Annotated in this window: 20 protein-coding genes and 2 pseudogenes; 15 read left to right on the top strand and 7 right to left on the bottom strand. The window is 62.4% G+C overall.

What is annotated here, in order from left to right; all coding sequences use genetic code 11:
* Positions 1 to 47: 47 nt before the first annotated feature.
* On the top strand, positions 48 to 314 hold the full coding sequence (locus RCCGE510_RS06000) for a hypothetical protein (RefSeq protein ID WP_007628136.1): 267 nt from the start codon (positions 48 to 50) through the stop codon (positions 312 to 314).
* 40 nt (positions 315 to 354) lie between these two features.
* Here the strand turns inward: RCCGE510_RS06000 and RCCGE510_RS05995 are convergent, their stop codons facing one another.
* From RCCGE510_RS05995 to RCCGE510_RS05985, 3 genes are all read right to left on the bottom strand, one after another.
* Positions 355 to 759 carry a helix-turn-helix transcriptional regulator gene (locus tag RCCGE510_RS05995; RefSeq protein ID WP_007628134.1) on the bottom strand — a complete coding sequence of 135 codons (405 nt, stop codon included), beginning with the start codon at positions 757 to 759 and terminating at the stop codon, positions 355 to 357.
* A 203-nt stretch (positions 760 to 962) separates the two neighbouring features.
* The gene (locus RCCGE510_RS05990; protein WP_007628132.1) at positions 963 to 1,799 is read right to left on the bottom strand and encodes an amidohydrolase; all 837 of its coding nucleotides are present in this window, start codon (positions 1,797 to 1,799) and stop codon (positions 963 to 965) included.
* Positions 1,800 to 2,063: 264 nt separating this feature from the next.
* Entirely contained in the window at positions 2,064 to 2,849 is a 786-nt protein-coding gene (locus tag RCCGE510_RS05985) for an IclR family transcriptional regulator (RefSeq protein WP_007628129.1), read from the bottom strand.
* Positions 2,850 to 3,151: 302 nt separating this feature from the next.
* Here RCCGE510_RS05985 and RCCGE510_RS05980 point away from each other — a divergent pair, with 302 nt between their 5' ends.
* From RCCGE510_RS05980 to RCCGE510_RS33140, 5 genes and pseudogenes are all read left to right on the top strand, one after another.
* Positions 3,152 to 3,886 (top strand): SDR family oxidoreductase, encoded by a 735-nt coding sequence (locus RCCGE510_RS05980; RefSeq protein WP_007628127.1) that lies wholly within the window; start codon positions 3,152 to 3,154, stop codon positions 3,884 to 3,886.
* Between the two features lie 66 nt (positions 3,887 to 3,952).
* Entirely contained in the window at positions 3,953 to 5,230 is a 1,278-nt protein-coding gene (locus tag RCCGE510_RS05975) for an L-fuconate dehydratase (protein ID WP_007628125.1), read from the top strand.
* A 245-nt stretch (positions 5,231 to 5,475) separates the two neighbouring features.
* The gene (locus RCCGE510_RS05970; RefSeq protein ID WP_007628123.1) at positions 5,476 to 8,055 is read left to right on the top strand and encodes a caspase family protein; all 2,580 of its coding nucleotides are present in this window, start codon (positions 5,476 to 5,478) and stop codon (positions 8,053 to 8,055) included.
* A gap of 23 nt (positions 8,056 to 8,078) precedes the next feature.
* Positions 8,079 to 8,756, top strand: coding sequence for a tail fiber domain-containing protein (locus RCCGE510_RS35100; RefSeq protein WP_007628121.1), 678 nt, complete (start codon positions 8,079 to 8,081; stop codon positions 8,754 to 8,756).
* A gap of 67 nt (positions 8,757 to 8,823) precedes the next feature.
* Positions 8,824 to 9,171: pseudogene (locus RCCGE510_RS33140) on the top strand (isoprenylcysteine carboxylmethyltransferase family protein); the annotation flags it as partial.
* Positions 9,172 to 9,181: 10 nt separating this feature from the next.
* Here the strand turns inward: RCCGE510_RS33140 and RCCGE510_RS05955 are convergent.
* The gene (locus tag RCCGE510_RS05955) at positions 9,182 to 10,786 is read right to left on the bottom strand and encodes a hypothetical protein (protein WP_007628117.1); all 1,605 of its coding nucleotides are present in this window, start codon (positions 10,784 to 10,786) and stop codon (positions 9,182 to 9,184) included.
* A 180-nt stretch (positions 10,787 to 10,966) separates the two neighbouring features.
* Here RCCGE510_RS05955 and RCCGE510_RS05950 point away from each other — a divergent pair, with 180 nt between their 5' ends.
* The 9 genes and pseudogenes from RCCGE510_RS05950 to RCCGE510_RS36050 form a co-directional block, all read left to right on the top strand.
* Positions 10,967 to 11,557: a hypothetical protein gene (locus tag RCCGE510_RS05950; protein WP_007628115.1), complete on the top strand. Its 591-nt coding sequence runs from the start codon at positions 10,967 to 10,969 to the stop codon at positions 11,555 to 11,557.
* A gap of 150 nt (positions 11,558 to 11,707) precedes the next feature.
* Positions 11,708 to 12,085, top strand: coding sequence for a hypothetical protein (locus RCCGE510_RS05945; RefSeq protein WP_037077925.1), 378 nt, complete (start codon positions 11,708 to 11,710; stop codon positions 12,083 to 12,085).
* Positions 12,086 to 12,296: 211 nt separating this feature from the next.
* Entirely contained in the window at positions 12,297 to 14,237 is a 1,941-nt protein-coding gene (locus tag RCCGE510_RS05940) for a DUF4384 domain-containing protein (protein ID WP_007628111.1), read from the top strand.
* A 21-nt stretch (positions 14,238 to 14,258) separates the two neighbouring features.
* Positions 14,259 to 15,875 (top strand): caspase family protein, encoded by a 1,617-nt coding sequence (locus RCCGE510_RS05935; protein ID WP_007628109.1) that lies wholly within the window; start codon positions 14,259 to 14,261, stop codon positions 15,873 to 15,875.
* Positions 15,872 to 18,421, top strand: coding sequence for a trypsin-like serine protease (locus tag RCCGE510_RS05930; RefSeq protein ID WP_007628107.1), 2,550 nt, complete (start codon positions 15,872 to 15,874; stop codon positions 18,419 to 18,421). Before RCCGE510_RS05935 ends, RCCGE510_RS05930 begins: the two co-directional genes overlap by 4 nt.
* Before the next feature lie 14 nt (positions 18,422 to 18,435).
* Complete coding sequence (locus tag RCCGE510_RS05925; protein ID WP_007628105.1) at positions 18,436 to 19,620, top strand: serpin family protein; 1,185 nt, start codon at positions 18,436 to 18,438, stop codon at positions 19,618 to 19,620.
* Between the two features lie 44 nt (positions 19,621 to 19,664).
* Positions 19,665 to 22,070, top strand: coding sequence for a serine/threonine protein kinase (locus RCCGE510_RS05920; RefSeq protein ID WP_007628103.1), 2,406 nt, complete (start codon positions 19,665 to 19,667; stop codon positions 22,068 to 22,070).
* A 210-nt stretch (positions 22,071 to 22,280) separates the two neighbouring features.
* On the top strand, positions 22,281 to 22,592 hold the full coding sequence (locus tag RCCGE510_RS05915; protein WP_007628101.1) for a DUF982 domain-containing protein: 312 nt from the start codon (positions 22,281 to 22,283) through the stop codon (positions 22,590 to 22,592).
* Positions 22,593 to 22,646: 54 nt separating this feature from the next.
* Positions 22,647 to 22,864: pseudogene (locus tag RCCGE510_RS36050) on the top strand (hypothetical protein); the annotation flags it as partial.
* A 216-nt stretch (positions 22,865 to 23,080) separates the two neighbouring features.
* On the opposite strand, the gene RCCGE510_RS05910 reads toward RCCGE510_RS36050, so the two are convergent.
* Genes RCCGE510_RS05910 through RCCGE510_RS05900 form a run of 3 tightly spaced genes read right to left on the bottom strand, consistent with a single transcriptional unit; the run spans position 23,081 to position 24,405 of the window.
* Positions 23,081 to 23,689, bottom strand: coding sequence for an ATP-dependent Clp protease proteolytic subunit (locus RCCGE510_RS05910; protein ID WP_007628099.1), 609 nt, complete (start codon positions 23,687 to 23,689; stop codon positions 23,081 to 23,083).
* Positions 23,690 to 23,734: 45 nt separating this feature from the next.
* Positions 23,735 to 24,094 carry an SRPBCC domain-containing protein gene (locus tag RCCGE510_RS05905; RefSeq protein ID WP_007628097.1) on the bottom strand — a complete coding sequence of 120 codons (360 nt, stop codon included), beginning with the start codon at positions 24,092 to 24,094 and terminating at the stop codon, positions 23,735 to 23,737.
* Positions 24,091 to 24,405 carry a metalloregulator ArsR/SmtB family transcription factor gene (locus tag RCCGE510_RS05900; RefSeq protein ID WP_007628095.1) on the bottom strand — a complete coding sequence of 105 codons (315 nt, stop codon included), beginning with the start codon at positions 24,403 to 24,405 and terminating at the stop codon, positions 24,091 to 24,093. The genes RCCGE510_RS05905 and RCCGE510_RS05900 overlap by 4 nt, the downstream gene beginning before the upstream one ends.
* Positions 24,406 to 24,795 lie beyond the last annotated feature (390 nt).

Raw genomic sequence — 24,795 nt, 5'->3', positions numbered from 1 at the left:
CAGCAGTGATGGAATCGTAGGGTTTCACGGCCAAAGGGGCGGAAACGATGTTTGAACAACGCAATGAAGGTACCGGCAGCCAATACGCAAGAATCTTCCGGCTGCTGTCGGCGGCCAAGGAGGAGGCTGAAAAGCTTCAGCTGCGTAATCTGATGCACCTGACGAACATGGCGCTGCTGCAGGTCGTCATCGATTGGGACGGCATAGATCCCGACAGGGAGCTTGACGTCAATCTCGAGAAGCTGGTCGGCAGCAAAGCCAAGATCGCAATGAAGGATGCCAGCGAGAATCTAATCCTGATCGATCGCCATTAACCCCGATGCGGTCCGCCCAGATCGCGTGAAGAGACCTGGTTTATTCGGCCGCTTCGCCGTCCATCTGTTCGGTGTTGGCAATCGCCTGGACGAGCTTCAGGATCTTCTTGCGAAGAGCTTCGTTCTTGATCGAAAAGAACGCAGCATTCAGAAGCACACCTTCGCGCGAAATAATGAATTCCTCGCTGGGAGCCAGGTTGTCGTTGGCCGTATCGGGGGCCGACAGATCGTCGAAAAACGTCCTGACATCGACCTTCAGCGCGCCGGCGATTTCAACCAGCATGCTGGCGGAAACGCGGTTGGAACCCTTTTCGTATTTCTGGATCTGCTGGAACGTTACGCCGACACGATCGCCCAGTTCCGTTTGAGAAACTTTCCTCAACAGACGCTGGATACGGATGGTCTTTCCGACGTGAACATCGACGGAATGTGGTTCTTCTTTCATTTCATTTTCCCTCCTGAAGGCCGCGGACACGGGGTTATTCGCCATATCCGTGTCAACAACTTTTAGCCGAGAAAAATAAGGCTAGCAATTGCTTGCATGCAGATAGCGTTAAGGCAGAATATTGCAGCTGTTTTGTTCCAGAACGGTACAAAAAACAGGCCGAAATGGCACGGCTTTAAGCCCGGTTGCTTGGTTTTGTAACGTCAAAGCGACCAGAGACGCTGTGCGTTGGCGAAAAGCAGCTTGGACCGCTCCGCCTCGCTGCTGCCGGAGAGCACGGCGTGGGTCGCCGCGACCCAGGTGGACAGGCCGCCGCCGAGCGTGCAGACCGGCCAATCGCTGCCCCAGACGGCACGATCCCAGCCGAAACTTGCAATCACATGTTCGATATAGGGCCGCAGCGTTTGCGCCGTCCATGTCTTGGCATCGGCATAGGCAACGACGCCGGAGACCTTGCAGACGACGTTCGGCCGCCGGGCAATCTCCGAGAGGCCGGCTTTCCATGGCTCGAACGCATCGGAGCGGATATCCGGCACGCCGCAATGGTCGAGCACGAACTGCACATCGGGCGCCAGATCGACGAGGGCGGTCACGCGGCCCGCCTGGTGCGGCAATGTGCAAAGGTCGAAGGTCAGGCCACTGCCGCCGATGCGCCGGATATTTTCGCGGAACAGGGCGCCTTCCGACACATCGTCGGGCACGACATGCAGCACGCGGCGGAACCCCTTGACGAAGCGATCGGCCTTTTGCCGCTCGAGATAGGCGGCAAAACCTTGCTCTTCCGGCCGGCAGGAGACGATGGCGCCGGCAATCAGGCTGCCTTCCTTCCCGGCGATGCCGGCGATGTGATCGGTCTCGCCCTGCATCGCGGCGGGATCGACGTCGACCTCCATGTGCAGCGCCGTGGTAATGCCGCAGCGCCGCGCCTCGGCCGCGTAGGTCTCATAGAGAAAGTCATGATCGAGATCCGGGACGCCGGAGAGCCAGGGATAAGGCAGCGCCGCCCGATCGATGATGTGCAGGTGGGTGTCGATGAGCACGCTTTTCTCCTCCAAGGCTGGCTGTGCCGCAAGCTATCCCCGGTGAATGGATTGTTCAAATAGAAATTCCTGACGTCAGGTGTTGCAGTTCAGTTGGCGTCCGCGGCTGCCCCTCACCCTAGCCCTCTCCCCGTTTTGACGGGGAGAGGGGACGTGCAATGCGAGATGTTGGCGAGGGACGGAGAGGTCGCGGCATATCCCCTTCGCCCCGTTTACGGGGAGAAGGTGCCGGCAGGCGGATGAGGGGCCGCTCTCGCAGTGATCTCAGCCAGAATTGGCGACATCAGCCCCGGCGAGCAGCGAAAGCTGCGCGGCGGTCTTTTGCACCTGCATGATCGCCTGGGTGATATCGGGAGCCGTGGGCGCATTGACGAGCGCGATGAAGGGGCAGGTGAGGGCGGCGATGCAGCGCCCATCCGGCCCGAGAACGGGCGCGGAGAGATTATAGACGCCGGATGTCTGGGCACTCGCCATCATCTCGTAGCCGCGCTCGCGGATCTGGTCGAGACGATCGTAGAAATCGGCGCCGAGTTTCATGTCGGCGCGGCTGCGCACATGTTCCGAGATCATCATCTCTCGCTCCTCCTCGCTGCGGAAGGCGAGCAGCACATGCCCCGAACCGGTGTCGAACAGGCTGATATGGGCGCCGATGCGGATCGAGAACCCCCAGTAGTCCGGCGCCTCCTGCTGGGCAATGACAACAGCCGCGCCGCGATCGAAGACAGCAAGGTGATTGGCCTGGCGCGTGCGCTGGGCGAGATCGCGCATCAGCGGCGTGGCGTAGGAAGCAAGCCGGCGCACCGGCGTGTGCAGTTGCGCAAGACCGAAGAGCTTCAGCGTCAGCGAATAGCGGTCGCCATCCAGTCGGGTGACGTAACCGCGGCGCACCAGGCGGTCGAGCATGCGGTAGAATTCGTTGGGGCTGCGGTCGAGCCGCTTGGCGATTTCCGCCTGGGTGAGGCCGCTGTCGACGCTGGCAAGCAATTCCAGGATATCGAGGCCCTTGTCGAGCGCAGGAGCGCGGTAGCGGTCTGACTCGTCGGTCTCCATTCCTTCCTCCTGTGAATATCATTCTGCATATACGCAGAACCGAGGCCGGAAAAGGAAAAGTTTGCGCTTGACCCTTGGCTCATCGTCTGTTTGTCTATAAACAGACAAATCATCACTGAAGACGCAGCTCGGTCGATGTGAGATATCGCACGCTTCCGGAAACCAAACCAGGCAGCAGGCTGCCAGCACTATCTTGCCGGAGGGCGGTCAAAGCGCGCAAAGTGGGAGAGGCGTATGCCCGAGCCCTCAAGACAACTGCATTCCATCGTTCAGCGTAGACACTTCCAGAAAAGGCCCGTGACATGACAAACAGACTTTCCGGCAAGACAGTTCTCATCACCGCCGCCGGCCAGGGCATCGGCCGGGCGACGGCGGCAGCCTTTGCCGCGATCGGCGCCGAGGTTCACGCGACCGACATCAATACCGAGGCGCTGGCGACGTTAGCTGTGGAAACCGGGGTTTCCACCCATCAATTGAACGTGCTCGATGAGGATGCGGTCAAGGCTCTCGTCGCCGAGATCGGCGCGGTCGACGTGCTGTTCAACTGCGCCGGCTTCGTTCATGCCGGCTCGATCCTCGAGATGAAGGATTCCGATTTCGAATTTGCCCTCGACCTCAACGTCAAGGCGATGATCCGCACCATCCGTGCCGTGCTGCCCGGCATGCGCGAACGCAAGGACGGGTCGATCATCAACATGGCCTCCGTCGCCTCCAGCATCAAGGGCGTCCCAAACCGCTTCGCTTATGGCGTCACCAAGGCGGCGGTCATCGGGCTGACCAAATCCGTTGCCGCCGATTACGTCGCCGAGGGCATCCGCTGCAACGCCATCTGCCCCGGCACGGTGGAAAGCCCATCGCTGCAGGACCGCATGCGCGCCCAGGGCGACTATGACGCAGCCCGCGCCGCCTTCATCGCCCGCCAGCCGATGGGCCGGCTCGGCTCGCCTGAAGAGATCGCCGATCTCGCCGTCTATCTCGCCGGCGCCACCTATACTTCGGGCCAGGCGATCGCCATCGACGGCGGCTGGACGATCTAACTTCAGCTAAGGAAGCCGGCCGGCCGCCGTGCCGGCCATCCGGCTATTGCAATTGGGAGAACAACCATGACCCGCATCACCGACCTTCGTGTCTTCGATCTCCGCTTTCCCACCTCGCAAAGCCTGGATGGATCGGATGCGATGAACCCCGATCCGGACTATTCGGCCGCCTATGTCATTCTCGATACCGATGCGCCTGATCTTGCCGGCCACGGCCTGACTTTCACCATCGGCCGCGGCAACGATATTTGCTGCATGGCGATCGAGGCGATGCGCCATCTCGTCGTCGGCGCCGACCTCGGCGACGTGCTGGCGCATCCCGGCAAATTCTGGCGGCATCTGACCAGCGACAGCCAGTTGCGCTGGATCGGCCCGGAAAAAGGCGCCATTCACCTGGCGACCGGCGCCGTCGTCAACGCCGTTTGGGATCTGCTTGCCAAACAGGCGGGAAAGCCGGTCTGGCGGCTCGTCGCCGAAATGTCCCCGGAAGAGATCGCCGACATCGTCGACTACCGCTACCTCACCGATGTGCTGACGCGTGAGGAGGCGATCGAGATCCTCAAGCGCGCCGAGGCAGGCAAGGCCGACCGCATCGCCATCCTCGAAGAAGAGGGCTACGCCTGCTACACGACCTCGGCCGGCTGGCTGGGTTATGAGGACGAAAAGCTGCGCCGCCTCTGCAAGGAGGCGATCGACGCCGGCTTCAACCATATCAAGATGAAGGTCGGCCGCGACCTGGACGACGATATCCGCCGCCTCAGGATCGCCCGCGAGGTGATCGGTCCCGATCGCTACCTGATGATCGACGCCAACCAGGTCTGGGACGTCGGCCAGGCGATCGACTGGGTCAAGGCGCTTGCCCCGGCCAAGCCCTTCTTCATCGAGGAACCGACTAGCCCCGATGATATCGCCGGCCACCGCAAGATCCGCCAGGCGATTGCGCCGGTGAAGGTTGCAACCGGCGAGATGTGCCAGAACCGCATCATGTTCAAGCAATTCATCGCCGAAGGCGCAATCGACATCGTCCAGATCGATTCCTGCCGCATGGGCGGGCTGAACGAAGTTCTCTCCGTGCTGCTGATCGCCGCCAAATTCGGCCTGCCGGTCTGGCCGCATGCCGGCGGCGTCGGCCTCTGCGAATATGTGCAGCACCTGTCGATGATCGATTACGTCGCGGTATCTGGCACCAAAGAAGGCCGCGTCATCGAATATGTCGATCACCTGCACGAACACTTCCTCGACCCCTGCCGGATCGAGAACGCAGCCTACATGCCGCCGACCTTGCCGGGCTTCTCCATCGAGATGAAACCGGCCTCGATCAGCAACTATACGTTTCGAAGCTAAGGAAATTTCGCCGTCGCTGACGTATCCGCTGCCGTCCGTAGGATAAATTCCTGATTTCGACAGTCTTTCCTGCCGCCAATGGGCTTCCAATCCGACAGGACTGCTCCAATTCACTTGGAGGCGGGCGAAGCTTGCTTTTTGCAGCGTCGAGGAATAGTTTCAAACTGTGAATGCGGAGGGGGCCTAGCACCAGCAGGCCAGCAAATTTTATTGAGCTTAAACAATAGAATGTTTGCGATCGAGCCATGCCCAAGTTCCACAATGCCTGGAGACTATGTGCTTATCTGCTGACCGTCGCGGCAATACTGCTGTCGATCGGCGTCGCGCATGCCGCCATCACGCAAGAGAGCGGCCGCCGCGTCGCCCTCGTCATCGGCAACTCGGTCTATAAGACGCTGCCTTCGCTTCCCAATCCCGCCAATGATGTCGAAGAGGTCGCGACCACGTTGCGGGCAGCCGGTTTCGATGTGACGATCGGCATCAATGTCGATCGCATCGGGCTCGAGGAGACGGTGCGCCGCTTCCTGCGTTCGACCAGCAATGCCGAGGCCGGCCTGATCTATTATTCGGGCCACGGCATCCAGGTGGGCGGGCAGAATTTCCTCGTGCCGGTCGATGCGACGCTGGAGACGCCCTATGACGTCGAGACGCAGACCATGCCGCTCGACCTCATCCTGAACCATCTCAAGCAGAATTCGCGGGTGCAGCTGATCTTCCTCGACGCCTGCCGCAACAATCCCTTCAACGCCCAGAAATTCTGGATGGCGGAAAAATTGGAACCGGTCGGCGCCACCCGCGGCCTTGCGCGCATCGACAGCGATCTCGGCAGCCTGATCGCCTTTTCCACGGAACCGGGCCAGGTGGCGCTCGATGGCACCGGGGCGCTGAGCCCCTATTCGGAATCCTTCATCAAACGCGCCAGCGAACCCAATAAGGAAATCCGCCAGGTTCTGACCGATGTGCGCCGCGACGTGATCGCCATGACCGGCGGCAAGCAGGTCCCCTGGGAAAACTCCTCGCTGATGGACAGTTTCTATTTCATTCCGGCGCCACCGCCGCCAAGCGTCGAGTCGATGCAGCAGGTGAGCGTGCCGGAGGGTGCTGCCGCCACGAGACTGCCGATCGCCCCACCGCATGACGAGACCGGCTCGACGCTGCTCGTCACCCTGACCCAGCTTCCCCAGACCGGCAAACTCAGCTTCGACGGCAAGCCGGTCGAGCAGGGCGCCAAAATGCCCGCCGCGGCGCTGACGGCACTGACCTATGATTCCTCGGGCGTTACCGCCGGCACCGTCGGCTTGATCGGTTACACCGTCAGCGATCCTTACGGCCAGGCAACGCAGGGCGTCGTCGCGATCACCGTCTCGGCGGATGCCGGCGCCAAGCTTGCCCAGCTCGAACAGCAAAAGCAGGTACGGCTTGCCGACGCCGACGCCTATCTGAAGACCCTGCCACGCGACGTCGACACGACGATCGGCGTCGGCCCCGTCACGGCCAGCCTGCCAGTCGTGCCGGCATCGGCTGCGGAAATGACCTTCAAGGTCGCAGCACTACCCGACAAAGGCACTCTGCGCACCGGAGACCGGCTCATCGGCCTCGGCCATGTGCTTGAGGCGGCCGATATTCCGGGCCTTTCCTACGAGCCGCAGATCGGCACCGAGAACCAGCCTTTTGCCCTGACGCTGCAGGCCGCCAACGACGATCTGCCGCCGGCGACCGTCACCTTCAAGCCGGTGCTCGACGCCTGCGACACCGCAGCCGCCGCACCCCTCGATCTGCAGGGCGTCACCGCAGGCAAACTGCCGAACGAGATCGACCCCGATGCTGCACTGCCGGCCTGCACGGAGGCGATAAAGGCCTATCCCGAGGTGGCCCGCTTCGTCTACCAGCTCGGCCGCGCCCAGCTTGCCAACCGCGACACCAAGACGGCTTTCGCGACGATCAAGAAGGCGATGGATGCCGGGCATGTCCGGGCGATTTCTGAACTCTCGGCACTTTATCTTGTCGGAGCATTTGTACCGGCAAACCTCGATAAATCGAGCGAGATAGCCGCCATCGGTGCGAAGAAGGGTGATCCCTATGCGCTCTATGCCTACGGGAAAAGCCTCTATTATGGCAGGGGTACCAAGGCCAATACGCAAGAAGGCCTGAAGCTCATGCTTCAAGCGGCCGATTTGGGCCATACCTATGCAATGAACGAACTTGGCTACATCTTCTTCAACGGCGTCAGCGTTCCAGCTGACATAGAACGTGGCATTCGCTTTTACGAGTCCGGCCTCAAGCGAGACGACATCTATTCGATGAATAGCCTCGGGATGATCTATCGTGCGGGCAAAACCGTGCCGCAAGATCTTGAGAAGGCACTCGAACTTTTCAAAAAGGCGGCGGACGGCGGCCAGCCTTATGCTCCGCGAAACATCGGCCTTATGTATAGAGACGGCTTAGGAGTGCCTAAAGACGAGCGCGCATCCATCACATGGCTGGAAATGGGCGCCGAGCGCGGTGATTATTGGAGTGCGCTCGAGCGGGCCAAGATGGCTAAGGGCGACGGTTCAAACCCTGAAAGCCTGGCCACCGCAGCGCACTATTTCGCTCTTGCAAGCGCAGTCAACAGACCTGGGACCGGCGACCCTAAGAAACAGTCTGACAAAGAGCTCGCATCCTTGGCTGATTCAGCAAAGAAGAAGGCAGCTGAGGCTTTTTCAAGCGAGCTGACTCCACAAGAACTCAAGGCTCTTCCGAAGACCAAATCGCTTAACGAGAGGCTGGTGCTTCTTGCCAAAGCGACTTGGGTGAAACGAAATCCGAGATACGATCTCTTCTAAACGGCGATCTGGGGGCGCCCTATATGACCAGCAAACTCTTTATCCGTGTACTCCTGTGCTCGACCTTCATCGCTGGTTCTGGCGCAATGCTGCAGAGTTGCATCTTCGACCCAGGCGCCAGGACACTGTTCGCCAGCGAAGAACCGACAGTCAACAAACAGCCGACAGCAAAAAAACAAACGCCGACCGTCAGAAGGGTAGCCGCAAGGAGCAATGAACCGGCTTTTTCCCGCTCTGATAACGGCTCCGCTGGGAATTCAAGCTCCGGCGGCACGGGCGGCTCCTCGGGTGGCATGGGCGGCGGTTCTGACGGTGGCTCAGGCGGCAGCGACCCTGGCGGAAGCGATCCTGGCTGGTCTGACCGCCGTTTGAAGACAAATATCCGCCGACTTGGCACTTCCCCTGCCGGAATTCCCATTTATGCGTTCCGTTATATTTGGGGTGGCCCACTCTTTGTCGGAACGATGGCGCAGGACCTCCTTCTGATCAGACCTGAAGCGGTTATGCCGACGACGTCGGGGTACTATATGGTGAATTACGCGAAGCTCGATATCAAGATGGTATCTGTGGACGACGGTTTTTCACTGGCTACATCGGAAGCTCATGACGCAGCCATCTCGCTCGCCCTTGATACTGCGAACCGCCAAGGGAGAAAATCGGTAACTTTGCCAGCACTGTCCTGCCCGCTATATGATCACTAAAAACGAGCGGCTATTTGGGAGTACCAGAAGGTCTCTGTTGTAGCCTGCTGTCGAAAGTTTCGCCCAGATCTACGTCTGGGCGACCATTGCCTTCGGGCCGCGTTTTTCCAACCTGACCCATCGCGGCATCATCACATCAGGCCCCTACCGCTTCATCAAACATCCGGCCTATGTCTCGAAGAACATCTCCTGGTGGCTGTTTGCGACCCCGGGCTTCGTCGCCAGCGGTCTTGCCGAAGGACTTGCGCGGGCCGGCATGCTGGCGATCGTCAGTCTTATCTATCTGCTGCGCGCCCGCGCTGAAGAGCGCATGCTGAGCCGGGATCCCGCCTATCGGGACTATGTCGAGAACGTCGCGGCGCGTGGGCTTTTGGCAACGGCGAAGCGGCGGCTGGCGCCGAAAACAGCCGCCTGACTCTGCCCGTTCACCCATCCAACCCCTTGAAGCGCACCGGTTGGTAGCCGCGCATCAGCAGGCTGCCGAGCGAATAGGTGTTGCGGCAGACGCGGCCCTTGCAGGCGTTCGGCGAGGCCTCCATCACCTCAACTTTGCGGTCGTCGGTAAAGCGCATGAACAGCAGCACATGCGAGCCCGGCTTGTTCAGCGCGTCGCCCGGCCGCATCGACCAGGGGTCGGAGACGCGCTTGGTAATATCGGGAATGGCGCGCGTCGACACATGCATCTTCAGACCCCAGGCGTCGCTGACGAAACCGGAGCAGTCGACGCCGAGGATGTTTGTTTGCGGCGCGCTCTTGGTGCAGACATTGCCGGCTGTCTGGCCCTTTTCCACCCCGTCCATGAAATCCTCGAGCCGCGTCTTGCAGCCCCAGCAATAGGGAACGCCCTTCACCGTCTGTCCCCGCTTGCCGATCAGATAGATCGGCCGGCGCAGCCGGTTCATGTTGAGGCAGCCGGGGCCCGGATCCTTGCCATAGGCTGATGATGTCACCAGCCAGTTCAGCGTCTCGAAGCCGATCGCCCGCTCGATGACGTCGCTGCGCGACTTCGGCACGATCGCCACCTTCGGCGCCTTGCCGGGCTTGCCGGCATTCAGCTGTTTTGCCGGCCTGATAACGGCAAGCTTGCGGCCAGGGTCCCGGCCGTCGAGCCGGAGCACCTGCGCCCGGCTTTCCTGCGATCTTAAATAGAGCACATCGCCGCGCGGGCCGATCGCCACGAAGCGTCTCGAAAAGACCGTGCCGGGGTCGATCGGCAGGTCGTAGACCCGGTCCATCGCCCCGTTCGGCGTGAAGCGCACCACCAGCATGCCGGTGCGCTCCGGCCGGTCGGCCGGCACCAGCTCGACCAGCGCATAAGGCCTGCCGGTCGTGTCGATGTCGAGAAGTTCGACGGTGCCGATCCGCCCCTCCGAGGTAAACGGCAGCGACAGGAAATTCTCCTCCGAGCTGCTGCGCCGCAGCAGGATTTCGGCCTTGTCGTTTGTTGCGGAAACCTCGGCGACGACATCGCCAAGCCCGCGGCTCGGCACATATTGGATGACCGGCGGGCGGGCCTCGGGCCGGCTGGTGCTGCGGCCGATTTCGTCGACGATGCTGTTCAGCGGTCCCGGCGGCACCGAGCCCATCGAGGCAAAGACCGAGCGGGTGTAGTCGTCTGCATCGCCACCGTCGACGGCGCGCAGCGTCTGCGACCTTCCGTCGGCCTCGGTGGAGCGCTGGAGCGGCACGACGCCGTCCGACCAGAGGTAGAGTTCGTTGTGGACGACAGCGAGATCCTCCGGCGCGGCATTTTCCGGCAAAGGCAGGATTTCGGGGTCGGCCTGCGAGCGCTCGGCGTCGATCGCAAGCACGCGGCCATTGTTCTGGTCGAGGATATAGATGGTGCCGTCGTCGCCGACGGTGATCGCCGCCGGCCCGGATGCCTCGACTTCCTCGCCGGCGGAAATAATGCCGACCGAGCGGCCGCCATCGCCGCTGCGAAGCTCAATAATCGTCGTGTCTTTGGCAAAAACCGGCGAAGCGACCGCAAGTGCCGCGGCAAACAGAATATGCGACCCAAAACTACGCATCTTCTCGACCCCCGAACAGGACGATGTCAGGCCGGCTCGGCCCTCTGTGACCGTCAAGTCTTCGAAATGGTAAGATAGATGCGCCTCGTCAGCAAGCTGTTGCTTTCCAAACGATTTGGAGATCGGCGCCGGCGATAGTACAAGATCATCGTCGTCAAGATTTGCGGGCGGGAAATGCTTATGCTGGAATGGAACGGTGACGAACTGGCGCTCGACATCAGCCTGCTGGAGCAGGTTCGCGCCGCCCGGATAGGCTTCTCCGATCGCGTCTGCGCAGCCTCCGCCAGCACCGATGACAAGCATCTGGCGCAATTGCGCTCCGAGCCGACCTATCTGATGGCCGAGTTCCTCTATTCGATGAAGGTGTTCGGCATCAACACGGCCGAGGATATCGAACGCTTCGCCGATCTGCACAATGATTACGTGGTGTCGCTGACCCGCGATCCGGCCAAGCTGCAGCGGCTCGGGCTGTCGCAGGATCGGGCGCTCGCCTCGATGTTTACCGCCGACACCAAGCCGCGGCTGATCCAGAACTGGGCGGATAAATCCGGTGCCATCGACCAGTCCAATCTCGCCCGTTTCCTGGTGGCGGTGATGTCGAGCGAGACCTGCCGCAAGACGCTGATCGATTTCGAGACGGCGGGTTTCATGCAGCGCAAGCGCTCGCCCTACGGCACCATGGTCGTCTGGTCGACGGGCGTGATCGAGGAGATTTTCGGCGAGATGCTGCGCGATCTGCGCCTCGGCCTGCAGCAATTGAAGATCCTCTGACCTCAAGCCGCGCGACCCGATTTGGGGCGCTGCGCTCGCGGCCAGCCGATTTCACCCCTCCCAATCGATTGGCACCGAACGCCGTTGCCATCTTTCCGGCCCCTGCCTATTCTCGCGCGCAGTAGCGCCCATAAGATGGATGTGACGACGATGACGAAATCCCGGCTCATACCCTTGGCGATCGGCCTCCTGCTGGCGCTGCAGATGCCTCAGCTTACTTGCGCCGGCCCGGTCGAAGACGCACTGGCGGCGCGCAACCCTTCGCTTGCCGCCCTGCGCCAGCATGACGAAAAGGCGTTTGTCGCGGCGACTGCGATCATTGCCAAACATGAACAAGCCACGGGGCTGACGCCGGGCAAGGACAAACTGCCCGATGCAACTTCGCCCGGCCGCGACATGGGCTCGGGGCCGGGCAAGGAATTGACCGTCGACAATCCGGATATTCTCTGGCTCTACAATTCCTCGCCCGAGGGCATGAGCGACCTGATCTCGATTTTGAAATCAGCCGGGCAGAAACCCAAGAACTAAGCACAGATTCAAAGTCAAAAAGACGACATCGAGCGGAGGATATTGCCGAGCGTCTGTCTTGCTCACGTCTTTTCCGGGACGGTTTCTTTCCGGTTCCAAATAATTTGTAACCCTCCCTCAAGCAAGACAGGCAAAGCCATCCCAATTTCGCCGGTCGGTGCTATTCTCATCTTCAACACAGTGTGAGATTGTTCGAAGAGGAGGTCTTTCCATGTCGCACCGCAAAGCCATCCTGGCCGCAGCCACCTTTCTTTCGTTCTTTTCGGTGGTTCCCGCCGTCGTGGCGCAGAACGAGCGCACACTGACCGAAGCGCCGGCCCAGACCGGGCCCGTCAGCATCACTTTCGATCGCGCCGAGGCCAAATACGCCATCGGCGAAGTTGTCGGCCTGTTCATCCAGTCGAGCGAGAACAGCTATGTCACGGTGCTGAACGTCTCGCCGAACGGTTCCGTCGTCAAACTCTTCCCCAACAAGTATCAGACCGACGCCCTTGTCGGGGCCGGCAAGCGCGTGCAGGTGCCGGATCCGGCCAGCGGCGCCCGGCTGCAGGTGTCCGGCCCCGTGGGACAGGAGCAGATCAAGGTTTTCTATTCCTCCAAGCCGCTGACCATCTTCGCCGATCTCGGCGGTAGCGGCAGCGGCATGTTCCGCTCGGTCGATGGCGGCATGGATGCCGTTTCCCGCAGCCTTGAAGAGGCCCGCAGCCTCGGCACCAAGATCAGCAGCAAGACGCTGATGCTGACGACGGTCGACAGCCCGGCGGCCCTGCCGCCTCTAGCAGCCCCGCCTGTTGCAGCCGCCCCCGCAGCAAAACCGGTCGAACAGGCGGCAAAGCCGCCGGTTGCACCGAAGCCGGTGATAAAACAGGAAGTCGCCAAGAAGCCGGAAATCGCCAAGAAACCAGAAACGTCTGTGGAAAAACCGAAGCCCGTCACCCCGAAAAAAGTCGCTCCGAAGCCTGTGGAGCAGGCGACGACGCAGCCGCCGAAGAAATACAAGATCGTCACCAATCTGGCGCCCGGCCAGGAGCTTGCCGCCGACGAGCTGCAATTGATCGGCCCCGCCGACACCACCGCCTCCACCCGGCCGACCCAATATAAGCAGCCGACCCAGTCGTCGCAGACGAAGATGCCGAAACTGCCGATGCCGCAGCTCAAGATGCCGCAATTCAAGCTTCCCGGCGGCTTCAGCATCAAGATGCCGCAGTTGAACCTCGGCCGCTCGGCCGAACCCAGCCAGGCCGGCGAAGAGATCGAGGTTGCCAACGCCGATACGCCTGCCTGCACCGCCCTTCTCGATAAGCTGAACACCGCCGTTGCCGCCAAGGATATCACCGCTGCCGCGTCTGAAGCCGATGCGATCGCCGTCAGCGCCGAATGCGGCCAGTTCCAGGTGAATGCCCAGCGCCGCGTCGCCGCCCTCAGGCTTTCCGCCGCCCAGGAGATGATGGCCGCCAACCAGCCGGTCACCGATTACGAACCGCTGCTTGTCGCCGCCGACAGCCCGCAGGTGCTCTGGCAGGCCTCCGCCACGCTCGGCGAGATCTATTTCTCCGCTCGCCGCTTTGCCGATGCCGCCGCCGATTACCAGCAGGCGATCGAGATCATCAAGAACGAGACCCGCACGCCGAAAGCGCCGCCGGCCGATACGATCTCCGATCTTATCCAGCGCGCCGCCCAGGCCCGCATCCTTGCCGCCAACCCGACGAGCGACAATCCTCAAGGCAGCTTCGTGCCGGCCGAGAAGGATCACCGCAGCGGCGTGCTCGGCGGCATCTATTCCGAAAATGTCCGCGGCATCGTGCCGGTCTCCATTCCGGTGCCGATCACCTTCGATTTCAACAAATCGAGCTTCACCTCGATCGGCACCGAGGCCGCCCAGGAATTGCTCGAGGCGCTGAAGGAACAGAAGCCCGGTCGCGTCATCCTGATCGGCCATACCGACCGGCGCGGCGGTGACGATTATAATCAGAAACTGTCCGAGCGCCGGGCCCAGGCCGTTGCCGATTTCCTCAAGAGCCACGGCATCGACGCCTCGATCGACGCCGAAGGCCGCGGCGCCTCCGAACCGGTCGATGTGACGGCAACCGCAAACCTCACCGAAGACGATGTCGACGCGCTGAACCGCCGCGTCGAGTGGCGTCGCGAATAGCGGGGCGAGGGGAGTTTGGCCATGTCCGCATCCGTTTCCATGGCCGCCGCATTTGCCCTCCTCGCCCTGGCGGCCACCGACAGCCTGGCAAGGACGATCGAAGCGCCGGAGCGCGGCGCGGTCAGGGCAGTGCTGATCGGCATCGACCTTTACCGCAACGTTCCGCCGTTGCACGGCGCCGTCGCCGATGCCGAGGACCTTTCGCTGTCGCTGCGTTCGGTCGGCGTCGAGGACATGACGCTGTTGAAGAATGGCGAGGCCGACCGCGAAGGCATCTTTCACGCAATCGAAGCCGTCACCGAGCGGGCTGGGACTGGCGATCTCGTCGTGCTCGGCATCGCCGGCCACGGGTCGAGCGAGCCGGAGCGCGTCAAGGGCTCGAAGCCGAGCGGCCGCGACGAGGTCTACGTGCTCGCCGGCTTCGATACCCGCCTGCCCGGATCGCGCGAGCGCATCTTCGGCGACGAGTTCAAGGTGCTGATCCGCAAGCTCGAGGCCAAGGGCGCCGATGTCGTCTTCATCGCCGATACCTGCCATGCCGGCGGCCTGACCCGCGACGTCGATCCACGCGGCGCCGAGATCACCTGGCGCCAGGCCCCGTCCTATACGATCGAGGAGGACGACCTTGCGCCGATCTCGACGACGGCGGATGCGCTGTCGACCGGCTTCGATTACAAACGGCTGACCTTCCTCGCCGCCGTCGACGACAACACCAAGTCCCCGGAGATCTCCATTCCCGGCATTCCGCAGAAGCGCGGTGCGCTGAGTTATGCCACCGCCCGCGCCTTCGAAGGGGCGGCCGACCGAAACGGCGACGGCGCCGTCAGCCGCCGCGAACTGTTCGAATATGTGCGCCAGTCGGTCTACCAATTCACCGACCAGCGGCAGAACATTTTCACCGAAAGCCCGCCCGGAACCGATCTCGACCGCGCGGTCGTCTATCATTACGACGGGGCGGGCACAGTCGCAGCGGCGGCGAAATCAACCACGCCGCCGCCCGCCGAGCCCGCGCCGATCAGCGTTGCCGCCCTCGGCGCCGAGCCGGTGCTGCAGGGGATCGATCCCGCGATCACGCCGTTCAAGCTGACCGAGGGCGCGAATGCCGAACTCGTCTTCGATCCCGAAAAACGCGAGGCGATTGCCGGCGGCGACGTCGTCGCCTCCGGCATCGGCGCCGGCGATATGCCCTTCGTCGTCGACCGGATGGCGGCGCTCGACACGCTGAAGCGGCTGTCGGAGGCCAAGCCGCAGACCGTGCGGGTGACGCCGTCCGACAGCGTGCATCGCGAAGGTGAGCGCGTCGGCGTCACGGTGTCCGATATAGCCGGCCGCAAGCTCGTGCTCTTCGACGTCACCGGCGATGGAACCGTGCAGTTCCTCTATCCCGGTGAGAAGGATGCCGAGACGCAGATGCCGGAAAGTTTCGATCTCGATCTCTCCGTCGTCGCCCCGTTCGGCACCGATCTGCTCGTCGCCGTTACCTCCGAAACCCCGATGCCCGAACTCGTCGAGTTCCTGAAGCAGAATGACAGGCGCCGCACCGCCGGCAATATCGCCAGGCGGCTCGGCGAATTCCTGCCCGAGGGCGCCCGCGTCGGATTTACGGTCCTCTATACCTCCGCCGGAGCCAAGCTATGAGCGCGTCGATCAGCAGGATCCTCACTATTGCCTCCGTCGTGCTGCTTCTGGCGGCACCCGCGCTGGCCCAGCAGGATACCGATTTCGCCGGCGAGGATGGCGGCCGCGTCATCGGCGGCCAGGCGGCGAAGAAGGGCGAATGGCCCTGGCAGGTCAAGATCCTGGCGCCCGATCCCGAACAGCGCGGCCGTTTCGGCGGCCATTGCGGCGGCTCGCTGATCGCGCCGCGCTGGATATTGACCGCCGCCCATTGCGTCACCAGCGGCCGCTCCGGCAAGCAGGATCTGTTCGCCCGCGATCTGCTGATCGTCGAGGGCAAGTCGAAGATCGACAAGGTGATCTCGGTCGACGGGCCGGACAAGCCCGGCCTTGCCGTCGAAACGGTGGTGATCCACGAGAATTTCGACCGCAAGGTTTTTGCCAATGACATCGCCCTGATCAAGCTCGCCGAACCCGCCGTCTCCAAACCGGCAACTCTCGCCTCGGCCTCCGATGACGAGGTCGAGGCTGCCGGCCACATGGCTGTCGTCACCGGCTGGGGTTACACCAAGGCCGATCACGGCTGGGACGACAAATACCTGCCGACCGAGCTGCAGGAAGTCGAGCTGCCGATCGTTCCGCGTGAGGATTGCCGCGCCGCCTATCGCGACAGCTCGATGCGGATGAACCCGATCGACGAGCGCAATGTCTGCGCCGGTTACGCCGAAGGCGGCAAGGATGCCTGCCAGGGCGACAGCGGCGGGCCGCTGGTGGCCCAGCGCCCGGATAAGAGCTGGATCCAGCTCGGCATCGTCAGCTGGGGTGCGGGCTGCGCCGAGGCTAAACATTACGGCGTCTATACCCGCGTCGCCGCCTTCCGCGACTGGATCGCCGCCAAGACCGAGGGCGACGTGCCGGACGTCGAAGCGCCGACCGGCGATCAGGTGGCGTCGACCACCAGCGGCAGCGGGACGAAGCAGAGGCAGTCCGGCCAGGAAACGGCCAACCTCGCCATCACCAAGCCCACCGGCGATAGCGCCCCTGCCGCCACGACCGAAACGCCCGACGCACCTGCCGCCGATACTCCGCCGGCCAACCAGCCTGCCGCCGACCAACCCGTCCAGACGCCCGCCGTCCAGACGCCTACTGTCCAGGCGCCCACCATCCAGGCACCAAGCATCGAAAGCTCGCCCGGCGACCGTGTGCTGCTGATCGGCATCGACGATTATGAGATGCGCGAGGCAAAACTCACCGGCTCGGCCAGCGACGTCAAGGCGATGCAGCTTTTCCTCGTCAAAACACTGGCTTACCGCCCCGAGCAGATCCACATTCTGACCAATCGCAAGGCGAGCCGCGAGGCGATCCTATCCGAAATCGACGACTGGCTGGTACGCCAGTCGACGCCTGGAAGCCGCGTGTTCCTCTATTTCAGCGGCCAAGGTTCCGAGGAAATGGGCGCCGAGGCGACGACCAGCCCGACGCTTGTCGCAGCCGATGCCAAGCTCGTGCGTGAGGCCGGCAAGGTGACGGTCACCAATCAGATCCGCGAAACGGAAATCGCCGCGCGGCTGAACAGCCTCAAGGACCGCCGCGTCACGCTGCTGATCGACGCCTGCCATGTCGGGCCGGGCAGCCGCAGCGCGGTGGCAGCACCAAGCGGCGGCAACGTCCGTTGCCTCGGCCCGGCGCTGGCCGCGCTCGAACCGCCGAACAAATCCGGCAAGGAAGCGAAATTCTCTTTCGGCGGTGAAAACGCCATGGTCTGGTCGGCCGTCAACGCAGGCCAGTGGGCGCTTGTCGACCGCGAGGCCAAGCCACCGATCGGCGTCTTTACCCGCCGCTTCATCGAAGGTGTGCAGGACGGCGTGGCGCGTGCAGCCGACAAGCCGAATGTCAGCAATGCCGCTTTGCTCGATTATGTCCGGCGCAAATCCGACGAATATTGCCGGACGCATGCGCAGGATTGCCGCTTCACCCCGGTGCCGCAATTCTATGGCCAGCCCGATGCGCTCGGCCGCGATGTCATCACCGGCGAGGAGGCGAAAACCCCGGTCGCCGCCGTCGAGAACACGCTGAAGACGGACAATGAGGCGGGCGTTGCCGTCGACGTGCTGCCCGGCACCTCGGTCGGCATTGGCGACAAGGTGGCGATGCGCGTCTCCACCAAGAAATCAGGCTACCTGATCCTGGTCGATATCGATGCCTCCGGCAAGCTGACCCAGCTTTACCCGAACAAGCGCTCCATGGGCCTGAAGCCGACGGCCAAAAGCGGCGACAACCGGCTCGATCCGGCCCGGCCGGTCGTCGTGCCCGATGCGCGCAATCCCTATACCGGCTTCGAATATGTGGTGGAGGGTCCGGCCGGCGTCGGCATGGTCGTCGCCATCCTCAGCGACAAGCCGATCGAAGTGCTCGACCTGCCGGATGTGCCGACCCCGCTGGTCGGCCAGCGCGCCGCCTTCAACTATGTCTACGATCTCGCCCGAACTTTAAGGATCGTCGGCGACGACGAGACCGGCGGCCAGGGCAAGTGGTCGTTCGATTCCAAATTCTATCGCATCCGCTAAAAGAGGAGGGAACCATGCCGAAATCCACTCTGCTGGCGGGTCTTGCCGCTTCCCTGCTGACGCTTGTGCCTGCCGCCCATGCCGGCAACTCCGGCGACGGCAAATCGATGCTCGCCGCCCAGGCCGGGCTTGCCGCCGAGCTCATCGACCGTACGCTGGCCAAGGAGGCTGCCGCCAATATCATGGTGTCGCCGGCAAGCCTTGCCGCCGCCCTTGGCCTCGCCAGCCTCGGCGCGTCGGCCGAAGGGAAGGCGGCAATCGCCAAGGGCCTCGGCTTCGGCGGCGAGGTGAAGGGACCGGGAACGGCGCTGGACGCGATGACCCCGGAGAAGCCGGCAGCCGCGGATGCGCCCTTGGCGACGGCGGTTGCGATCGTCTTCGACGACAAGCTGGTGCTCGCCCCCGACGCGCTCGCCATGCTCGCCACCCACCGGATCAAACCGTCGATCGAGGATCTCGACGGGCCGGCATCGGTCGAGCACATCAACCTCTGGGTCAAGCAGACGACGCGGGGCGCCATTCCCGTCATGCTGGACGCGCCACCCGGCGGCGGCTTCGTCAGCCTCGGCGCGCTGTCCTTCAAAGCGCGCTGGAAGACCTCCTTCGATCGGGAGAGCCCGGCAAGCCCCTTTCAGCGGCCGGACGGTTCGACGATTTCGGTACCGATGATGCATCTCACAGGCGATGCGCAGAAATTCCGCGTCGATGAGAAATTCACCGCCGTCGACCTTGCCTATACAGGCGAGAGCTACAGCATGGTGGTGGTCGCGGCGCGCTCCGGCAAGGGTGTCGACGGCGCCGACCTGAAGGCGCTCACGTCCTGGCTGCAGGGGGAAAAATTCGAGGTTGCCAAGGGCGAAATCTTCCTGCCCCGCTTTTCCCTGAACGACGGGCGTGATTTGATGCCGATACTCAATCAGATGGGCCTGACGCCCGAAAAGGCCAAGCATGCGGCCTTTCCGGGTTTTACCAAGGAAAACATTCGCTTGTCGCGCGTTCTTCAGAAGACGATGATCAAGGTTGATGAAAACGGCACGGAGGCGGCGGCAGCCACGGCAGCGATCACAGAACGCAGCATCGATCCCAAACTCGTTCGCGTCGTCGCCGATGCCCGCTTCGCCTTCGCGCTTCGCGACACAAGGACCGGGCTGGTGCTGGCCGCCGGCCTGATTGGAGATCCGCTTCTAGCGGGCGAATAGAATTCGGTTTCATGGAATGCCAATGATTGCAGGGGGACACGTGCATGAGAAGTGATCTGATCGCCCGCTACACGATCGGCGAGCCGGTCTATGAGAACGAGTTCATCGTCTATCCTGCTCAGGACAAGCGGATGGACCATGCGGTCTTCATTGTCGCCCCCGATGTGGCGCTGAAACTCGACAAGGCACGTTTCGAGCGGGTCTGGACCTCCATCAACGAGGCCAAATCGCTGACCGCCCGGCGCTTCGTCGAAATCGAGGACCTGATCCCGCCATCGCCGGAAGACGACAACTTCTATATCGTCGAGAAGCGGCCGTCGAAGACGCTGCACCAGTATCTCGACGAGACCGAGATGGTGGCCTACGAGCGTGCCGCCGAGATCGGCCGCCACATCCTCGAGGGCCTGGCGACCCTGCACGGCGCCGGTTACGCCCACAATGCCCTGACCGACCAGTGCATCTACGTCTCGGAGGATTATTCCGGCCTGTCGGTCAGGATCGGCAACCTGCATCTGATCTCGAAGATCGGCGAGCACATCATCCCGCCCTATGTGCCGGAATTCGGCGCGCCGGAGATCTATGCCAGCGGCACGTTCTCCGCCTCCGCAGCCCTCGACATCTACGCCATGGGCATGATCGCCTACAAGCTGTTCCTGCCGCGGCAGACCTATAACAGCGTCTTCGACAGCGTCATGGTCTGGGAAGACGAGCACCAGCGCGAGCAGAGCTGGAAGAACATCCACCTCGATCCTTCCAACGTCTTTCCCCGCCTCGACGTGCTGATCCCCGGTTTTCCCGAGGGGCTCGCCAGCCTTGTGGAAAGGATGCTGAGCCGCGACCCGGCCCAGCGCCCGCGCACCGGCGCCGATGCGCTCGGCGAATACACAAGGGTGACCACAGGCATCCAGCCGATGTCGTGGGATCCGCGCGGCAGCATGCAGCAGCAGGCAGAGCCGCCGAAACCGAAAAAGTGGACGCTTGCCAAGATCTCGATGATCGCGGCACTGCTGCTGATCTGCATCGGCGTCGGCGTCGTCACCATCCCAAAACTGCTGCGCCCGGATCCAAAACTCGTCGCCGATGTCGGCGTCTGGAAGAAGGAGGCCGAAAGCCGCAAACAGCAGGCGATCGCCGCCAAGGCGCCGGAGCGCCCGGCCAGCGACCAGGCAAAGCTCTCCTATGACACCGGTGCGGCGGCGCTGACCTCGGCCGATGCGCTGCTGAAGGACGAAGACTACGAAAAAGCCCTTCCGGGTTACCAGTCTGCCGCCATCAATCTCGGCAATGCGCTGATCGCCATATCAAAGGAGAATGCCGAAAAGGCCAAAACCGCCGCATCGGCCGCGGGCGGCGACAAGGCGCCGGCCTTTGTCGAGGCCGACACCAAGATGAAGGCGGCCGCCGACAGCGCCACGGCCAAGCAGATGCATGCTGCCGTCGACGGCTACGAGGCGTCGAAGACGGGGTTCGGCGATCTCGCCAAGGCGCTGATGGCGCTGACGGCGGCCGAGAAAGACGCGGCGAAAAAGCGCGAAACGGTCAACCGCATCGGCGCCGGCGATAGTCCCGACGTCGCCAAGGCGACGGGGCTGATGGCGGATGCCAAGACCAAGGCCGAGCAATGGCAGACGCCGGCGGCGACATCAGCCTATGGCGACGCCGCCAAACTCTTCGACACCATCATCGCCGACGTCATGGCATCGAAGGACGAGGCGACGGCGCTGAAGCAGAAGGTCGCCGATCTCAGCGCCTCGATCGCGACACGCGCCGGTGCAGCCGATCCGACGCTTGCATCACTTGCGCCGAGGCTCAGTGAGGCCGATGGCCGCTACAACGCAGAGGCCTATAAGCTGGCGGTGGTTGCGTACAAACCGATCCTTGCCGATCTCGAGGCGCTGTCGGCGCGCGGCTTCTGCCCGGTTTCGCCGACCCTTGCCTTCGAGACCGTGCCGGCCGGGAGTTATTCGCTCGACAATGTCCGGCTGATGACCGCCTCGATGAAGGAGCTCGGCGGCATGCTTGGCGTTGCCAATGGCGCCGTCAAGGTCGAAAAATCCTTCTGCATGCAGGCCAAGGCCGTCACCCGCGCCGAAATGGCCGCCTATTACACCGCCAATGCCGATCCCGCCTCGGCACAAGCCTATGCCGACAATCCCGAGCAGCCGGCCGACGACGTGCCGCTTGCCGTGGCGCAGACCTATACCGCCTGGTTGTCGAAACAGCTGAACGCCCCCGTCCATCTGCCGTCGGCAACCGAGTGGATGGCGAGTGCAACGAAAATCGCAACGGAGAAACTGCCCGACAATGGCGACATCATCCTGCAATGGAGCGCCACCCCCTGCGAAGCCGGCGGCAACGTCGCCTTCATGGCGCAGGAAGGCTCGACCTTTGTCGTCTGCTCCGATGCTTCGGCCGGCGGCATTTTCCGCGTCACCGCCGAACTGCGGTGAGCGATCGGAAGGGTTGAGATGCCACCGGCACAACACGTGTCGACGCAGGGCAAGGCGCTTTGACATAAGGTCGTACCGCGCCTTCTTTCTACATTCGGCAGCCTCGCGCTCAGGGGGTACGCTTCACGAAATTTCAATTCCAACTTTCATAAAATGCGCGTATATTGAAAGTGGGGATTGCAGTATCCCCACCTTGAGGGGTCGAGGACAATGTGCTGGAACACATCAGCAGCATTCACGCCGGTCGGTTTTGCTTTGCGAGGTCCGGCATCTCGCAAGATCGTATGGACGCTAGGCGACGCGGCGCGTCTCCTGATGAACGACTGGCCGTTCGATGACGGCGAGGAATATGTCGCTGCCGTCAAAGCCTGCGTCGACGCCATCAGCGGCAAAATTGCCCCGGAGCAATTCCGCGAAGCGCTTTTGCGTGCGGCCGACGAGGCTGGTATCGCTGCCCTCAGCCTCGTCCCGCAGGGCGTGGCAGCGCGACGACCGGACTTGCCGGCAGGCGCGCGAGGATAGCCCCGATTGCGACAGCAGCGGACATCCAAGGATGGATTAGACGTCGTTGATGCCGTGCCCGTGGCCCCCTCATCCGACCCTTCGGGCCACCTTCTCCCCGCTGGGGAGAAGAGGGAGCAAGGCGCGCCGACACTGCTAAAACGAACCCACCTGTCCAAAGGCATTACATCCAATGGAGCCATTGGCGAAGCGGCAATCTCCCTCTTCTCCCCAGCGGGGAGAAGGTGCCCGTAGGGCGGATGAGGGGGCCACACGGCACAACTTTCATGATCGCCCTTCGCTTGCGCTCAGGGCGCCACCTTCAGCGATCTTAGCTCCATCCTCCGTCATTCCAGGCCTTGAGCCTGGAATCCACGCCGCATCCGCCAACAGTCGTGGCTTGGATCCTCGGCTCAATGCCGAGGACGACGGAAAGTGGAGTTGGCTTCTCGCCAAACACGACCCGACCTTTCCAGCCGCATTTTAGCGACAACCGGCCATATCCCTTACTAATCGGCCGGGACTTCGCGGACCTGCATGATCTTGTCGATCAAGCCCCATTCCAATGCTTCTTGCGGCGTCATGAAGCGGTCGCGGTCCATAGCGCGTTCAAAATCCTCATAGGAGCGCCCGCAATGTTCCGCGTAGAGCCGTGTCATACGCTGCTTTGTTTTCAGGATTTCCTCGGCGTGAATTTGCATATCGGACGCCTGCCCCTGAAAGCCGCCCGATGGCTGGTGGATCAGGATGCTTGCATTTGGCAGGGTGGCCCGCTCGCCCGGCTCGCCCGCCATCAGTAGAAACGATCCCATAGAGCGGGCCGTGCCCATGCAGAGCGTGTGAACCGGCGCGCGGATGTAGCGCATGGTGTCATACATGGCGAGACCGCTGGTCACGACGCCGCCCGGCGAATTGATATAGAGGTAGATGGGCTTTTTGGGGTTTTCTGCTTCCAGAAACAGCAGCTGCGCGCAGACGAGGGCCGAAACGGTGTCGTTCACCTCGCCATTGAGGAAGATAATCCGCTCGCGCAGGAGCCGGGAATAAATATCGAATGATCGTTCCCCCCGGCTGGACTGTTCTATGACCATAGGGACGAGCTGCATCGCTTCGCGCATCGGCGACCTCCAAACTTCCAGAACCTTAGGGTAAGGCTCGCCGCGTCAGGCGGCGAGCATGAGGGGCGGACTGTTGCTGTTCGCCGGCGTTCTTGTCATCCCATCAAATCTTGCGTCCGTCAGTTCGTGGACGATCCGAAGGCAAGTGCCGCCAGTCGCATTCGGAGTGATCGTGAAGGTCACGGTGCTTTCAAGGAATGGCGGGCTGTCGTCACGCAGCTTGTAGCGAACTTCCTGGCCGGGGGTGACGGTGATCGCATCGGGATCGGCCAATGCCTCCTTCGGCAACCACCTTTCCCGAAGTTCGGGAATGGTGACGGCACGCCAGACCTTTTGCGGCGGATCGCCCAAGTCAAACTCCAACTCGACGCCGCTATCCTGTTCCTTGGTCTTCGCTTCGTTCATTGATCCATGTCCTTCAGCAAGACTTTGAGTGCTGCGATACGCTCCGGCCAATAGGCGCGGTATTTTGCCAGCCACTGAGCGATCAGCGCCAACCCATCGGGATCGACCTCGTAATTCACGAAACGCCCCTGTCGTTCCTCCCTCACAAGCTTTGCACTGCGCAGAACCGCAAGGTGTTGCGACATGGCCGGCTGGCTGATCTCCATGCCCTCGCGCAAGGCGCTGGCGTTCATGCTGCCTGCCGCCAGCTTCTCAAAGATCGCGCGGCGGGTCGGGTCTGCCAAAGCTCGGAAAAAGTCATTCTCGATCATGCCAACACATAAGCACACACTTATCTGATTCGCAAGCCTGTTTTCGAGACGACTTTCCTAGGCGACGAGCCTACTCGGCCGCTTCGCGCCAGAAGCGGACGTCCATGGATAGACTAATCGTCGTTTGGGCAGTGTCGGTGCGTCTTGCTCCCTCTTCTCCCCAGCGGGGAGAAGGTGACCCGCAGGGTCGGATGAGGGGGCCACACGGCACACCTTTCACCACCGCCCTTCGCTTGCGCCAGGTTGAGCTATCTCCAGCGACTTAAGCCCCACCCTCCGTCATGCTCGGCCTTGAGCCACTACTGTCCGGTTTAAATTTTGTCACCATTGGAGGCTCATCTGGCCGGGATTTCCGGGGGGACTGTGGCTTGGTTTTATCAGGCGGTCGAT

The organism is Rhizobium sp. CCGE 510 (assembly GCF_000292525.1).
GTDB lineage: Bacteria > Pseudomonadota > Alphaproteobacteria > Rhizobiales > Rhizobiaceae > Rhizobium.
This window is presented reverse-complemented; position numbering and strand designations above follow the sequence as displayed.